Annotated in this window: 15 protein-coding genes; 8 read left to right on the top strand and 7 right to left on the bottom strand. The window is 56.6% G+C overall.

Annotation, left to right across the window (positions count from 1 at the left end; genetic code table 11):
* Positions 1–10: 10 nt before the first annotated feature.
* The 4 genes from rhmD (at position 11) to ACO6TI_RS29550 (ending at position 3,389) form a co-directional block, all read left to right on the top strand.
* Entirely contained in the window at positions 11–1,303 is a 1,293-nt protein-coding gene (gene rhmD, locus ACO6TI_RS29565) for an L-rhamnonate dehydratase (protein WP_422383923.1), read from the top strand.
* Positions 1,304–1,328: 25 nt separating this feature from the next.
* A complete protein-coding gene (locus ACO6TI_RS29560) occupies positions 1,329–2,075 on the top strand; it encodes an SDR family NAD(P)-dependent oxidoreductase (protein WP_422383922.1) in 747 nt (248 codons plus the stop codon).
* 153 nt (positions 2,076–2,228) lie between these two features.
* Entirely contained in the window at positions 2,229–3,041 is an 813-nt protein-coding gene (locus tag ACO6TI_RS29555) for a sugar phosphate isomerase/epimerase family protein (RefSeq protein ID WP_422383921.1), read from the top strand.
* A gap of 30 nt (positions 3,042–3,071) precedes the next feature.
* Positions 3,072–3,389: an L-rhamnose mutarotase gene (locus ACO6TI_RS29550; protein WP_055391682.1), complete on the top strand. Its 318-nt coding sequence runs from the start codon at positions 3,072–3,074 to the stop codon at positions 3,387–3,389.
* Positions 3,390–3,394: 5 nt separating this feature from the next.
* On the opposite strand, the gene ACO6TI_RS29545 is transcribed toward ACO6TI_RS29550, so the two are convergent.
* A complete protein-coding gene (locus ACO6TI_RS29545) occupies positions 3,395–4,159 on the bottom strand; it encodes an SDR family NAD(P)-dependent oxidoreductase (protein ID WP_422383920.1) in 765 nt (254 codons plus the stop codon).
* Between the two features lie 207 nt (positions 4,160–4,366).
* A complete protein-coding gene (locus ACO6TI_RS29540) occupies positions 4,367–5,314 on the bottom strand; it encodes an SDR family oxidoreductase (RefSeq protein WP_422383919.1) in 948 nt (315 codons plus the stop codon).
* A gap of 169 nt (positions 5,315–5,483) precedes the next feature.
* On the opposite strand from ACO6TI_RS29540, the gene ACO6TI_RS29535 reads away from it, so the two are divergent.
* Positions 5,484–6,392, top strand: coding sequence for an AraC family transcriptional regulator (locus ACO6TI_RS29535; protein ID WP_422383918.1), 909 nt, complete (start codon positions 5,484–5,486; stop codon positions 6,390–6,392).
* 395 nt (positions 6,393–6,787) lie between these two features.
* Here ACO6TI_RS29535 and ACO6TI_RS29530 read toward each other — a convergent pair whose 3' ends face one another.
* From ACO6TI_RS29530 to ACO6TI_RS29510, 5 genes are read right to left on the bottom strand one after another with little or no spacing between them, the layout of a single operon-like run.
* Positions 6,788–8,227 (bottom strand): M81 family metallopeptidase, encoded by a 1,440-nt coding sequence (locus ACO6TI_RS29530; protein WP_422383917.1) that lies wholly within the window; start codon positions 8,225–8,227, stop codon positions 6,788–6,790.
* 21 nt (positions 8,228–8,248) lie between these two features.
* Positions 8,249–10,159 carry a beta-N-acetylhexosaminidase gene (locus tag ACO6TI_RS29525; protein ID WP_422383916.1) on the bottom strand — a complete coding sequence of 637 codons (1,911 nt, stop codon included), beginning with the start codon at positions 10,157–10,159 and terminating at the stop codon, positions 8,249–8,251.
* Positions 10,160–10,162: 3 nt separating this feature from the next.
* Positions 10,163–10,963, bottom strand: coding sequence for an SDR family oxidoreductase (locus tag ACO6TI_RS29520; protein WP_422383915.1), 801 nt, complete (start codon positions 10,961–10,963; stop codon positions 10,163–10,165).
* On the bottom strand, positions 10,956–11,822 hold the full coding sequence (locus ACO6TI_RS29515) for a MurR/RpiR family transcriptional regulator (protein ID WP_055391677.1): 867 nt from the start codon (positions 11,820–11,822) through the stop codon (positions 10,956–10,958). The genes ACO6TI_RS29520 and ACO6TI_RS29515 overlap by 8 nt, the downstream gene beginning before the upstream one ends.
* Before the next feature lie 4 nt (positions 11,823–11,826).
* Positions 11,827–12,213, bottom strand: coding sequence for a RidA family protein (locus ACO6TI_RS29510; RefSeq protein WP_055391676.1), 387 nt, complete (start codon positions 12,211–12,213; stop codon positions 11,827–11,829).
* An 88-nt stretch (positions 12,214–12,301) separates the two neighbouring features.
* On the opposite strand from ACO6TI_RS29510, the gene ACO6TI_RS29505 reads away from it, so the two are divergent.
* From ACO6TI_RS29505 to ACO6TI_RS29495, 3 genes are read left to right on the top strand one after another with little or no spacing between them, the layout of a single operon-like run.
* A complete protein-coding gene (locus tag ACO6TI_RS29505) occupies positions 12,302–12,823 on the top strand; it encodes a hypothetical protein (RefSeq protein WP_422383914.1) in 522 nt (173 codons plus the stop codon).
* A 2-nt stretch (positions 12,824–12,825) separates the two neighbouring features.
* Positions 12,826–14,343: a M81 family metallopeptidase gene (locus tag ACO6TI_RS29500; protein WP_422383913.1), complete on the top strand. Its 1,518-nt coding sequence runs from the start codon at positions 12,826–12,828 to the stop codon at positions 14,341–14,343.
* Between the two features lie 3 nt (positions 14,344–14,346).
* Positions 14,347–15,414 carry a D-TA family PLP-dependent enzyme gene (locus ACO6TI_RS29495; protein ID WP_422383912.1) on the top strand — a complete coding sequence of 356 codons (1,068 nt, stop codon included), beginning with the start codon at positions 14,347–14,349 and terminating at the stop codon, positions 15,412–15,414.
* The last annotated feature ends 85 nt before the right edge of the window (positions 15,415–15,499 follow it).

Raw genomic sequence — 15,499 nt, 5'->3', positions numbered from 1 at the left:
GGCGACATTGATGTACTCTCATCCCATGCAAATTGACGCGGTCGCTCCGCAGGCGGGCCAGCCTGCCATCATGGAAGTGCGCGCACTTGTCAGCAATCCCGAGATTTACGGTGCAAGTGATGTTCACGACACACCAAACAGTCACTGGATTGCAGGATGTCCTGCTCCGGACGGAAAATGGGATCATGTGGCAACACATCCACCGATCGCAAATCCAATGTCCATCTATCCCGAATTCTGCGGATCGCGTCAAAGCTGGGGTGTCGCGAATGTTCCGTCAGTCATAGTCGAGATCGAAGACGAAGACGGCCGGGTGGGCATCGGGGTCAGCACGGGAGGCGAGGCAGCTGCCTTTCTTATCGAGCGGCACCTGTCTCTCTTCGTGAAAGGACAGACCGCGGCGAACCGGTGCCATATCTGGGAGCAGATGTGGCGTGCGTCGATCCACTACGGCCGGAAAGGGCTCGCCATTCACGCGATCAGCGCGATTGATATCGCGCTTTGGGACCTTTACGGCAGAACGGTCGGTGCGCCGGTCTTTGACCTGATGGGGGGACGTACCAAGTCCCGGGTGCCGGTCTATGCGACCACCTCGCGTCCGGATATTGCGCAGGACCTGGGCTTCCACGGTGCCAAGGTCCCGCTTCCCTACGGCCCTGGAAATGGCGCGAAGGGCATGTCCGAAAATGTCGCCTTCATTGCCGACTGGCGTGAGAAGGTCGGGCCCGACTTTCCCCTGATGCTCGACTGCTACATGTCGATGTCGGCGAACTACGCTGCCGAACTGGCGGAGCGCCTTCGGCCCTTCAAGCTTCAGTGGATCGAAGAGCCACTGATGCCGGACGACTATGCCGGGCACGCGAAACTTGCAGGGAAGATGCACGCGCAAGCCGGTGGAACCGCTTTGGCCACCGGCGAGCATGAATATACCCGGTTCGGATATGCGCAACTGATCGAATGCGGTGTCGACTTGCTCCAGCCCGATGTGATGTGGATGGGAGGGCCGACTGAGTTTCTCCGTGTCGCGGCACTGGCCTCGTCCCATTCGGTAGACCTTGTTCCGCATGGGTGTGGTGTCTACGGATACTACATGGCCATGGCGCTGGGCCAGGTGAGCATGGCTGAATTCATGATGATGAGTGAGCGCGCAGACCGGATCGAGCCGAATTTCGGAACAATGTTCTTGCACGAACCATTGCCGGAAAATGGTTATATTACGCTGCCTGACACGCCCGGATTCGGTTTGGAGTTGAACCGTGAGGCGCTGCACTTGAGGCGACCATACAAAGAGCTTGCCGGATGACCGGCATCAAACGGGAACAGTTGGGATGAACAGATACGATTTCAATCAGCGCGTTGCGATTGTAACCGGTGGCGCACAGGGGATTGGTTGGGCCGTGGCGAAAACCCTGGCGGAGGGCGGTGCTCGTGTCGCCATCTGGGACATGGACGAAGACCTTGCCGTCAAGGCGGCGCATTCGCTGGGCGACGGCGCCCAGGCAGTATCGGTGAACATCGCCGACTGGGAGAGCGTCGAAGCTGCCTACGCGCAGACGAGAAACAAACTGGGACCGGTGGATGTCGTTGTGAATTCTGCCGGCATCGCCGGTTCCAACAGTCCGGTCGCCGACTATTGCGTGAGGGAATTTCACGACATCGTTGCGGTCAATCTCCTGGGCACTTTTCATGTGAACAAGGTTGCCGTTCCCGACATGCAGGCGCGTGACTACGGACGCATCGTCAACATAGCGTCCGTGGCGGGCAAGGAAGGCAACCCGAATGCTGCAGCCTATTCATCGTCCAAGGCCGGTGTGATCGGCTTCACAAAGTCGCTCGGCAAGGAACTTGCCGGTGGCAACATTGCAGTGAATTGCGTTACACCCGCCGCCGCGCGCACCCGCATCTTCGACCAGATGTCACAGGAACACATCGACTACATGTTGTCGAAAATCCCACGGGGCCGTTTTCTGGAAGTGGAAGAAGCTGCACACATGATTGCCTGGCTGGCCTCGTCCGAGAACAGCTTTACCACGGCTGGTGTCTTCGATCTTTCAGGAGGCCGGGCAACCTACTGACGCCCTTTTGTCTTCGGCGCAGGAATACTCCGCTGAATTGTCTGCGCCGTCACGAGCGGCGTGAGCCGGGGCTCCGTGAAATCGGATGCCGGTTTCCGGGGCTCATCAACACTGAAAGTTTCCGGGCACCGGTTGCCCCCGTGGAGAAGCAAGATGAAACTGAGCGTATCAAGCTGGTCATTTCCGCATCTGACTTTGGCTGAGGCGACGGAGGTCGTCCGGGCGCTTGGAATTGAGGCAATCGACCTCGGTTACTTTTTCAAACCGTCCCTCGACAAGAACCGGGTGTTGGCGGATCCGGAAGCGTATGGCACGGAAGTATCGGCTTCGCTTCCCGTTCAACCGGTCAACCTGTTCCATCTTTTCGGTGAAGATCTCGAAGATCGAAATCTTGCGCGTGTCCGCGATCCGCAACACCTGGCGGATATGAGGTCGGTGCTGAAATTTGCCCGGGCGGCGTCAATTCCGTCGGTCTTTGTGCTTCCCGGCATGATCAATCCGGGTCAAAGCCGTTCGCAGGCGATCGACGCATCGGCGGAGGCACTGAAGCCGTTGGTCGAAGCAGGGCAGAGGAATGAAACCGCCGTTCTGATCGAGCCGCATCTCGGCAGTATCCTGAATTCGCCCGACATAACGCAGGAACTCGTTCAACGGGTTCCGGGCCTGAACATTGTTCTGGATCTATCCCATTTCATTGCAATGGGATTTTGTCAGACGGATATCGAGCCGCTTGCAAGTATCACCGGTCACGTGCACGTCCGCCAGGCAAGACCCGGTCTGATCCAGTCGAAGATGGAAGAAGGCATCATCGACTTCCCCGGTCTTTTCGGAACGCTCCGCGACAGCGGGTACGATGGTTGGGTGACGATTGAATATGAACACGAAGCCGGCACCAGTTCCCAATTCGACGACGTCCTGTCGGAAACGGTGAAGATGCGCGACTGTTTTCGTGCATGGACCGGATGAACCGCACACGCATCCGCTCAGGAGCAATTCATGTCACAACATGCCTGGATATTGGAACTTCGGCCCGGATACGAGGACGAATACCAAAAACGGCATGACGAGGTCTGGCCGGAAGTCGTTTCGGAAACCCGCGCCGCCGGAATACGAAACTATTCGATCTTTCGCCATGGCCTGACCCTTGTCGGCTACTTCGAGACCGACGACCTTGAACGGTCAATCCGAATGTTGAACGATGGTGAAGCAAACCGGAGATGGGATGAATACATGGCTCCCATCATGAAGGTTGAAGTCGATCCGTCGACGAATTTCCCCTTTCTGCTGCCCCTGATCTGGCGCATGGAAGAGTGATCCGTTCAAACGGTCGCCCCTCCATCTACGACGAGATGCGCCCCGGTGATGAAGGAGGCTTCGTCTGAGGCAAGAAACAAGGCTGCGAAGGCGACTTCTTCAGGCGTTCCGAATCGCTTCAGGAAACTTTCATTGGCCTCCTGCTCGAAAAATTCGCCCCGGTCCTGACCAGTAAATTCGAAATGTTTTTCCGTTGCGGGCGTGTAGATGGCACCCGGACAGACGCAATTGACACGAATACCGTCAGCCGCCAGGTCCATTGCCAGCGACCGTGTCAGTTGCAACAGCGCGCCCTTCGACGCGTTATAGGGAACGAAGGCAGGAGCGGCGACAAAGCTGCTGACCGAGGCCATGTTTACGACCGCGCCTGCATTTGACTTTTTGAGGTGAGGCAGTGCGAAACGCACGACATTCGCCGAACCGACAACATTCACTCCCATCACCTTGTCCCAGTCTGCCCTGGTGACGTCTTCCACCTTGCCGAATACGAACGCCGCCGCGTTGTTCATCACGATGTCGATGCCACCCAGTTCGCCCTCGGCAAATTCTACAAGCAGCCTGACATCATCTTCGTTCGAAATATCGGTTTTTTGAAAACTGGCCTTGCCGCCATCTCTGTCAATTGAGGCCATTGTTTGCGCGCCACCGACGTCGTCGATATCCCCAATTACAAGCTCTGCACCTTCACGGGCAAACAGTTCGCATACCGCTCTGCCAATACCGGAAGATCCTCCCGTGACGACAACTCGTTTGGACTTCAGCCGCATCATTTCGATCCTTGCGTTTGGCCATCGCGAACGAGATGTGAACCATCTGAATTCTCGTCACGTCAACCTCTCCGATGTTAACGTAAACATACACCAGTTTGCAGGCAAAAGTCAGCCACTGATATCACTTTTCGACCGGGAAAATTCACAGGGAAGGCGCCAAGCCAAACAAGAACATCAAATGCCGGCAGATCGTTGCCCGTCTTTCGCTCACAAGCACCAACTGAACCCTGTTTCATTCTCTGACCTGAGCCAGAGCCTTGCCAGTACGGACTTGTCGCAGGCATAGGGTTCCAGCGTGCCTTTGCCAACCGGACCGACCCACTCCATGCGACCCGTAGGGCCGTAGAGTGCCCGCTGCTCCAGGCCATTCTCGGTGGCGCACATCACCTCCGGATAGGCACCTTTTTCAGCCGATTGAACCAATGGCGACAACGACATGAGCCCAAACAGGGTTCTGGAGGCGAGGCTGCCGCTGGTTTTGATGAGCGACGTTGCGGATGACCCGGGATGGCAGACATAAACCTCGACGTTTTTGTCTGCCGCCTTGACCCGGTCTTGCAGTTCAAATGCAAACATCATCTGTGCCAGCTTGCTTTGGCTGTAAGCCGAATTGGCGCGATAGTTCTTGTCCCAGTTCATGTCGTCGAACTGGATTGTCCTTATCCCCATCTTGTAGCCAAGGCTGGCAACGACGACGATCCTCCCTTTGCTGTCTTCGATGCGACCGAAGAGCATTCCGCACAAGAGGAAATGTCCGTAGTGGTTGGTGCCAAGCTGGCTTTCGAAGCCGTCCTTGGTGAGCTTCTGTTTGGGCACCTGCGCAATCGCGGCGTTACAGATCAGTGCGTCTACCTGTGGGACAGTTCTCAACACCTGTGCTGCGGCTTCGCGCACGCTCGCAAGCTCGGCCAGGTCCATGCGGACAAAGCTCACGTCGGCGGCTGCGCCGAATTCCTCTTTCAGTTCATCGATAGCGGCGATCGATTTTCCGGTGCTGCGGTTGAGCATCACCACCTTTGCGCCCTTCGACAAGAGGATCCGGGATGCCTGAAATCCTGCACCGGCATTGGCTCCGGTAATCAGGTAGGTCTTTCCGGCAAGTGAGCCGAGGCGTCCGGGCGTCCAGCCATCTGGGCCGAATTGGGTGTCTGCCATCTTCCTGTTCCTTTCGGCATCGACTGAGGTATCGAGCGATATGCGGCTCTGCCTTGAAACTGTAGATAACTCTCTGTTTGGCGCAAAAACAGACGAAATTGTCGCGAATTATTGCCTAATTGTATCAAACCAGTTGCAAGAATAGACATTGAAGAACTAACCTGGCCGCATGAAACAAGAACAGGTCAGGCAACTCATCGAAGGTAGAATCCACGATGACGGCCTCGTGGAAACCGGTGTGACGGGTGTGAAGCTGTTCCGCGCAACACAGCCGGTGCCTTGTGCTCCTGCGGTCTATGAACCCTGTGTCGTGGCCATCGCGAGCGGGAGCAAAGAAGCCGTGCTGGACGGCAAGCGGTACGTCTATGACAACACCCAATATCTGTGTTGTCCCACGTCCATGCCGGTGACGGCAGGAACACCAGCAGCGTCCGCGCAAAATCCTCTCTTCGGTGTTTTCATCTCCTTGAATCCGCGCGTGATGAGCGAACTTGCCATCGAAATGGAAAACGCAGGTGGCGTAATTCCGACTGCCAAGGGGAGCCCGAATTCGTTCGGGATCAGGCTCGCTGGTTGGGATGGGGCCTTCTCGGACGCGCTGTTTCGGCTGCTGGAATTGGGCGATAGTGAAACGGATACGGCTGTGCTTGGGGACACTCGGCTGAGAGAACTTTATTATGCTGTCCTGAAAGGCGAGGCAGGACGTTTTGCAAGACAGGCATTTGGTGTCGGCAATACAATCGCTCGATCCATTGCGCATGTTTCAGCAAATTTGAACGCGCCGATCTCCATAGACGAAATGGCCAAACGCGCGGGCATGAGCCGTGCCGTGTTTCACCGCAAGTTCAAACAGGCAACGACGATGTCACCCATCCAGTTCGTGAAGTCGATGCGTCTCAACAACGCCGCAATGAAAATTTCCGGGGGCATGACCGTGAGTGAGGCAGCCATGGAAGTGGGATACGTGAGCGCATCTCAGTTCAGCCGGGAATTCAAACGCATTTACGGTCGGTCTCCGAGGCAATGGAGCGATGCCCAACACACGCCACCGACGGCGGCAGCGTCCATAGCGACGTGATTGTTCGCCCACAGCGAAGGCCTGTTCTCTGCCTGATCGAAGGCCGGCCACCGGATCTTGTGGGAGCCGAGCTGATCTTACCGGCCTGCCGAGCGCCATGGTCCAGATTGGCAACAAAGATGACGGCAACCAAGCGTTCCGGATCGGTTTGAATGCCCGCAAGATCAATGCCCGCATCCTGCCAGGATCAAACCGGACAGCGCCAAGCACAAATCAAGGATGCTGCACAAGCAGCGTCATAAACTCAAAACGTGCTCGCGATACCGAAGAACTGGCGGGCTCTCGAAATCCGACTTGACCGCTTTGCCCGCACCTTCATGTCAGCCATGTCCCTTGCTGCTGCAGTCTTGTTCCGGATCAATCAATAGGTCCCGGTCACAGACCCTGCGCGGCGCCTATTTCACAATGAGACGCCTTGAAAACAGTGACTTTGGATGCCAGTCGAAGTTGGTCTGGAAAGGATATGTCGGATTGATCCTGTTTTCGTTTTTCAATGCGGAAATGTCCTGGTTGACTGCTCCGTCGGTGAGCGCCATGCGGGCGGGGTTGGCCAGCGGGGCAAGTTCAGGTGACAGATAGCCGGACTTGACAATCAGGTATCTGGTCAGCGCCGGATCGATGCCGAACCGCGTCAAATCGACAATGTTGTGAAACGGACGACGGCGTTCCGTCAGGATGACTGAGTTTTCGGAAACATGGATCAGCACCTCCCTGTTTCGACCGGGTTTTGTACCCACCTTTTTTCCGACGACCGCGCTGATCGTCAATCGCGGGCAATCGCTGCCGAATGAGCCGCCGATATCCAGGCTGAGGACATCGCCTTCGAACGCTTCCCAGGCCTTCACCGTGGCGCCGGGGTCAGCAATCCCCGCAAAGACAGCCCCGGTCAATCCACGGTCCAGCCAGGCCTTGAGGATATCGGTGCGATCGCCTACGCCGCCGCCTGTCGGATTGTCTCCGCTGTCGGCCAGTATGAAGGGAAAAGTTTCCGCGCGGTCGGCGTCGTCCAGGCAATCAGGCAACGGCATTGTCGGAACACCAAAATCAAGATCATTTCGTGCCGCCCAGTACCTGGCTGCGATCTCCTGTGCGACCAAAGCCGCCTTGTCGGCTTCAGTTCCTGTTACGACGGCGGCAGCCGTTGCCCTGCGGGTGTCGGCCCAGACGTATCCGATCATCAGATTTGCGTCGGCGATGCCTTGTTGCGTGTCGTAGCGCGGAAGCTCCCGGTAGATCGATTTTACCGGCTCGTCTTCCGTACTGGTTCGTTCTCCGGGAAGAAGAACCGGTATGGCTGCCCAGACAACAGTTCTTCGAGGTCCGCCTGCGAGCTGGTCAACTAGGTTGTCTGCGGCACGCAAATGGGTTTCCCTGACATCGATATGCGGCGCGGTTCTATAGGCACAGAAAATGTCGATCTGATCGATGATCTTCTGAGTGACATTTCCGTGCAGGTCATAGCTGACGGCAATTGGCACTTCCGGTCCGACGACTTCCCGCACCGCGGAGATCCAGTCGCCCTCCGGGTCGCCGATATCGGGCACATGCATCGCACCATGCATGATCAGCAACACGCCATCGACGGGAAGGGACGCCTGCAACTCTGCCAGAAACCCGGATTTGAAAGTCAGGTAGCAGCCGGTGGACACAGGCCCGCCCGGGATCGAACGGGCGTGAAACAGGGGACAGAAGGTGGCATCGGGAAAACGGTCCTTGCCCAGTCCTGCGTGCTCGAGCAGTTGGGTGCCTCTGACGACGTCAAAGTCTTGGATTTCCTGGTACAGGGGAGAATAGGTGCTGCACTCGGTGTGAATGCCCCCGACGGCTATCTTCATCTTCCGGTCTCCCGTTTGCATTCAAAGCGCAGGAAACAGCGCACTCTGGTATGCAAACCGTTGCCAGTCCTTGTTTTCGGGCTGCGTCCAACCGGCTTCGGCGACCGCAAAGAGCCTCGGAAAAACCATGTGATTAAAGATTTCATTGCTCGTCATGTGTTCGCACCAGATGCAGGCCTGGACGCCGCGGAGAAGATCCTTGCCTGCGCTGGAAAGTCCGGCTGCGGGTTCATAGGCATATGTTTCCTCGGGTGTTGCAACTCCGGCCCAGCTTGCACCCGGTTCCTGCCAGCAAGTACCCTGAACCATGTCCATGTAGTAATTCTGTCCCGGCGTGCAAATGACCTCGTAGCCCTGTTCGATGAGCTCTCTTGTCACTTCCTGTTTCTGCCACGCCATCAGCAGGACGCCATCGGGGTCGATGCCACCACCATGGGAGACTTCGTCCCAGCCGGCCAGGTTCTTTCCGAGACTTTTCAAAATGCCCCTGACCCGGCCCATAAAATAGGCCTGCACTTCCATGGTGTCTCCCAGGCCGCGCTCTTCCATGAGGCGTTGCACTTTCGGTGACGACAGCCAGGACCTGTCGTCGACCTCATCCCCGCCGATGTGGACAAATTCGAAGGGAAACAGGTCCGCCATTTCAGCAAAGACCTTTTCAAGAAAACCATAAGTCTCATCCATAGCCGGATTGAGCGCATTGTTGGGGTAGCCCTGAATGGAGTGATAGCTCTCCGGAGGTTCGGCCTGGTCCGCCATGTAGGGGTAGGTTTTCAGGACCGCCGTGCAATGGCCGGGGATATCGATTTCGGGAAGGACATCAATGTTGAGACCTGCAGCATGCGCCACAACTTCTCGCACGTCTTCCTGCGTATAAAATCCGCCATAGCTTTCAGAAGCAAATCCGAGTTGCGACTCCTGCATGGTTCCCGGACCACGCCGTGATCCTTTCGTGGTCAGCTCCGGATAGGCCCTGATTTCGAGGCGCCAGCCTTCATCGTCAGTCAGATGCCACTGAAAGACATTCATCCGGCACCAGGCAAGGATATCCAGCAACCGCTTCACGTCTTTGGCGTCTCTGAAGTGGCGCGAGACATCCAGATGCGTGCCACGCCAGGCAAAGCGCGGTGCGTCGGCAATTGTTCCCGTCATCGGAAACTTGAAGCGCTCCGGCGCGCAGTAAACGCCATAGGAGATTTGAGCCAGCACCGTCAGGCCGTAGTCGCGTCCGACGGCACCGCCATGGCGAAGTGTGACGGATCGAGCTGACCAGTCCAGGGTGTAGCCATCATTTGCCAGTCGCGGATCTTCATGAAATTCCAGCGTCAACAGGTTCGGGGATTCCGTGAAAAGGAACGGAAGGGGTGCATTTGAAAACAGGCGGGCGGAGAGGGCATTTATCCTGGAGGCTGCCGCCAGGTCCTCTGGTGTCGTGGTCGCGATGTGAAAACCCGACACATCATCCCGATACGCATCGATTTCAACAGATTGAGGCCAGGGCACGATGTGCAGCGGATCCGTTGCCCGTCCGTCGGGAAGGATCTTTCGGTCGCCAGTGATCAGTTCCACCGGGGCCTTCAGGTCAGTACACTGGACTTCCATGATGTTGCCGTTTGCAGTGACATATCCGGATTTGGGACCATCGAGCCGATGTCTTGCGGGATTGACCAGTCCCTTGATGGCAAACCGCCAGCTTTCTCCCGGCTGCAGCTCCAACCCTTTGACAGGTGCGATTTCATGGAAGTTCGCGACGCGCCTGAAGCTATCCGCATTTTCAAGAACAGCTTCCGCGCTGGCGCGGGTTAGTGCGGTATAGGCGAGAGAGAAGGCTTTGAGCGGCTTTGAGCCGACATTGGTCAGTGCAAGTTCGAGACGGGCATCCTTAAGGGTTTCGGCCGGCCGGTAAAAACTGTCGAGAACTAAACTGGTCATTTTTCAGGATCCGTCAAAGTCTGCTGATTGTGTAAAGGTTCGCGGCAGGGCCGTTGATCCGGCGGTAAGACCGCTGTCGACGGGGAGGCACGCCCCCGTGATGCAACGGGCTGCCGGACTGACGAGAAAGGCTACTGCAGCAGCAATATCGTCCGGTTCAGGCAGGAGCTTGAAGGGATACCAGCTCAAGGCCTCGTCGAAGACACCCGGATTGGCCGCCTCGCGTGCTTTCCAGGCTTGCGTCTTGACCGTGCCGGGAGCAACCGCGTTGGCTCTCAGTCCGTATTTGCCGTACTCGACCGCAATCGCTTTTGTCGCGTGGATGAGACCGGCCTTGGCTGCGCTGTAAGCAGGATGGCCGAACGCTGAAAGCCCATTCACCGAAGCAATATTTACAACATTGCCCGAGCCGCTCTCGACGAGGGGTTTTTCAAACGACTTGAAACAGTTGAGAGCCGCTTCGAGGTTCAACGACAGGTCATGAGACAAGGTGTCCATGGTCATGGCATGAAGGGACAGGGCCCTGGCTGCACCGGCATTGTTGACCAGAATGTTTACCGGGCCCAAATCAGCTGCTTCGTCGGCCGCGCGCGCAAGTTCGTCCGGTTTCGTGAGGTCACAACGGATCGATGTTACCTTCGAGCCACTGACCCCAAGACGTGCAACTGCAGCAGACAGAGCGTCCGCATCCAGGTCGATTGCAGCTACTTTGTGCGTCGCTGACAGCCGGGCTACAATTGCAGCTCCAATATCGCCGGCAGCGCCGGTGACAATGGCAACCGGGTCAATATTCTCATCAGTCACCGAGAACTTCCTTGTCATCTACGTCGCGAGAATTGCTGAGCTGGTGTTTGACGCGTCTCAGGCTTTCCCTGGATTCGTCACCCAGTTTCATGGCAACGAAGGTCGCCAGCAGATCGGTGGCATAAAGGTAGGCATATCGGCTCGTGCTGGGGCGCAGAATGTTCTCACCCTCCGGCAAGTCGATCCCGATCGTGATATCTGCCAGGTCCGAAACGGGCCGGCCCGGGCGCGTCAGCGCGATTATCCTGGCGCCGTATGTTTTTCCCGCTTCAAGTGCCCGGACGAGTTGATCATTCAGTCCGGAAACGGAGGAGGCGACAATGACGTCGCCCTGACGCAGGGTCGCGGCTTGCATCAACTGCATCGCATGATCTGTCACGCTGATGGTTCGCAACCCAAGCCGGAACAGACGGTTCTGCATTTCGTTTGCGATCATCGAGGACGTTCCGCCGGCTCCGAAGGCGGCAACCAGCCCGGCGTCGCCGATCATGTCAGCGGCCCTGGAAGCCGCATCGATGTCCAGCGTTTCCCGTGTTTTTGCAGCTGCTTCCTGAAGCTGCGCCAGCAAACTGTCAGCTACATCCACAGGGGCCACAGAAGATGTCTTTGCAGTCAGGTATCGGGACCCGGCAAAAGCAACCTTGGCAACCTGGACCTTGAAGGCGGTAAAGCTGTCACAGCCCAGGCGCCGGGAGAAGCGGGTTACTGTCGGTGGGGAAACACCAGCGCGCTCGGCGACTTCGGTGATGCCCGCATTGACAATAAAATTTGCCTCGCTGCGCAGGAGTGTTGCCAGAATGCGTTCCGACTTGGAAAGATCCGGTTCCACTTCCTGCAATACGGACAGAATATCCCGCATTTGATCAGTCCGGCTTCTTGTAAGCTATGCAGTCGATTTCGACCTTGCAATCGACCATCATCGTGGCTTGCACACAGGCGCGAGCCGGCGGGTGTTCGCCGAAATAGTCCTTGTAAACGCCGTTGAATGACCAGAAGTCTCTGGGATCGTCGAGCCACACTCCGACCCGCACCACATGTTCAAGTCCATAACCGGCCTCTTCCAGGATGGAGATGACATTCTTGATCGTCAGGTGCGTTTGCTCAACGATGCCGCCGCCGACGATTTCGCCATCCTTCATGGGGACTTGGCCAGACACATGAAGCCAGCCATCGGCCTCCACCGCGCGGGCAAAGGGCAGGTTCTGTCCCCCGGCGCCGGACTTTTCGGCCCCATAGCGTTTGATGGTCATGTTGGACTCCGTTTCTGAAAATGATTTACATAGTGGTTTGACATTGGTTTTATTTCACTCTTATATTTCCGAAAATGCAACCGTCAAAATGAAAATGGTTTCCGCAATGCGCAATGAAATCGATAGTCAACGTAACCCTTTTGCCGAGGTGGACGCAGATCGTGCGAAAATATGGGACATGCTGGTTTCGCGCGATATCGATGCATTCGTGTCCGAAGACTGGTCCATGGTCGCTGGAGATTTCGATGAAGATGCATTTTTCGGTGTGGATGCAAAAAAACAGTCGAACCCGGACGACTGGGCACTCGGATTTCCCGATCTTGCGACTTATCGCTCTGAATGGTTGTGCCAGGCACGGGACTTCGCACAGACCGAGTTTGCCGAAGATGCCAGGGCTGCGATTTTCAGTGCCACACAGCTGACCGACATTGAAATCAATGGTGACCGCGCGATTGCGCGGAAAAAATTCGACGGACAAATCAGGAAGGTCGATGGCGGTGAAGATCGTCTGCTTTGGCAGACCCTTTACTATTGCGTCCGCCGTGACGGGTCCTGGAAAATCTGCAGTTTCACGGGGTATTTGCCCAATCCACTCGGAGCCGTGTCCTGATAATGGCTCCGCCGCGCGCATTCACCGCTGTTCTTGCAACCGAAACCAACACGTTTTCTCCGATCCGTGTTGATATGAAAGCCTTCAGGGCGTCTCTTCTGGCCCGGCCGGGTGAGCACCCCGATACGCCGACCCTGTGTTCGGCCGTGATTACGGAAGGCAGGCGGTTTGCGCAGGAAAACAATTGGGATCTGGTCGAGGGAACCGCAGCCTGGGCTGATCCGGCCGGCCTTGTCGCCAGAGCCACCTTTGAAAGCCTGCGCGACGAAATTCTCGATCAGATCCGGACACAGGGACCGTTTGACATTCTCGTTCTCGGACTTCACGGGGCGATGGTTGCCGATGGCTATGACGATCCGGAGGGGGACTTTCTTGAACGGGCACGCACTATCGTCGGCGAAGACACCCCGATTGTCGCGACAATCGACCCGCACAGTCACTTGACGGCGAAGCGTGTTGCCGCCACTGATGCGCTGATCGCGTTCAAGGAATTTCCGCATACCGACTTCGTTGACCGGGCCGTCGATGCCTGGAAGATTGCCGGACAAACGGTTGCCGGAGCCGTCACACCGGTCATGAGTGTCCATGATCCAAAAATGATCGAGGTTTTCCCGACTTCCAGCCAACCGATGCGCGCATTCGTCGACGGCATGATCAAGAGGGAAGAAGAGACACCCGGTCTCCTGTCTCTTTCCGTCATTCATGGTTTCATGGCAGGTGACGTTCCGGAGATGGGCACGAAAGTCCTGGCTGTCACGGACAACGACAAGGCTCTCGGAGCAGCCATCACGCGAGAGTTGGGAGAGACGCTTTACGCGATGCGCGGAAAGGTTCGCAGCGTCGAGCTTGATCCTGCCGAAGCCTTTGATCGCGCTCTTGAGTTTGATGGCGGTCCGGTAACAATCGCTGACATGTGGGATAATCCTGGAGGCGGAACCGCTGGTGATGCGACGGTTCTGTTGCGGGAAGCTCTCGATCGGCAACTGAGCAACATTGCCTTCGGGTCTATCTGGGACCCCGTGGCGGTGCAGTTGTGTCATGCCGCGGGCGAGGGCGCCCGCATGCAATTGCGCTTCGGGGCGAAATCGGCGCCGGATACCGGCGATCCGGTCGACGCGGAAACCGTCGTGATCCGCAACATCAGAAACGCTGAACAAAGTTTCGGTGAAAGTGTTGTTCCGATCGGTGATGCAAGCCTGATCAGGGTGGCGGGCGTCGAGATTATCCTGAACTCGACCCGGGCCCAGTGTTTCGACATCAGCCTGTTTCGCAATTTCGGGATCACTCCCGAAGACAGGAAGATCCTGGTCGTGAAATCCACCAATCACTTTCATCAGTCTTTCGCGAAAGTGAGCCCGCTGATCCTTTATTGTTCTGCGGGAGGCCCGTATCCGAAAGATCCGCGTAAAACGCCTTACAAAAAGGCGCCTCGTGATATCTGGCCAATTTGTGAAGGCGATCCTGGCCATGCAAGTGTGACGGCAGACAGGCTTTATATTGCAGGCAAACCGGGAAGGTGAGTAATGACAGTCGGACTTTCCATTCATGATTTGCTGACACCAGTTGCCGTGATCGACGAAACCGTCATGGAAACAAATATTTCGGTCGCTCAGGAGTATTTCGACCGGATCGGACGAAACTTCAGACCACATATCAAAACGCACAAGATCCCGGCGCTGGCGTCGCAACAGGTCGCAGCTGGTGCAAATGGTATCAACTGTCAGAAGGTCAGCGAAGCCGAAGTCTTTGCCGACGCGGGTTTCACCGACATTCTGATTACCTTCAACATGCTCGGAAAGACGCGGCTGGAGCAGTTGAAGGCACTACATGCCCGGGTGAACTTGCAGGTTGTCGCAGACAACAAGGTCGTCGTGGATGGACTTGCGGATACTTTTTCAGAAGATCAGCCGCTGAAGGTCCTGGTGGAGTGCGATACCGGTGCTGGTCGGAACGGCGTCCAGACGCCGGATGCGGCGCTCGAACTGTCGCAACAGATAGACAGGTGCGCAGGTTTGACATTCCATGGCTTGCTGACCTATCCAAAACCTGGCTCCGAAGCTGCCGTCGAGGCGTTTTTCTCGGAGACTATAAAGCTTCTGAATCAATCCGGACTTCAGTGCGCCGTGGTCTCACACGCCGGATCGCCAAGCCTCTATGATTCTGATTTGGTTTCCAGTGCGACAGAACACAGGGCCGGCACCTACATCTTCAATGATCGTTCCATGGTGCGCGCAGGCATGTGCGATTTTGACGATTGCGCGATGCATGTTCTTGCGACGGTGGTTTCTCGGCCGACGGAAACACGTGCTGTTCTCGACGCCGGTTCGAAGGCGCTGACCTCCGATTTGCTGGGTTTTTCCGATCACGGGCTGATCGTTGAGTACCCGGATGCTTCAATTGCCGGGTTGAGCGAAGAACATGCCGTGGTGGATTTGAGCAAAACAGACCGCAAACCGGAGGTTGGGGAAAGAATACGGATCATCCCCAATCACACCTGTGTGGTCTCCAACATGTTTGACAAACTGGTGTTTCACCGGGACGGCGTGGTGACGCGTATTGAGCATGTCGCCGCCCGTGGGCAAGTCGTCTAGTCCTCCAGAGGACTTGCCCGCCTCTTTGTAGTTCAGACAGAAACGGCCGCCTTCAAGCAGGCCGTTTTTGCTCATTTCGGTTGGT

It is taken from the genome of Roseibium album (assembly GCF_965233825.1).
GTDB classification, from domain to species: Bacteria; Pseudomonadota; Alphaproteobacteria; order Rhizobiales; family Stappiaceae; genus Roseibium; species Roseibium album.
The sequence above is the reverse complement of the archived record's forward strand: the minus strand, read 5'-3'. Positions and strand labels throughout refer to the sequence as shown.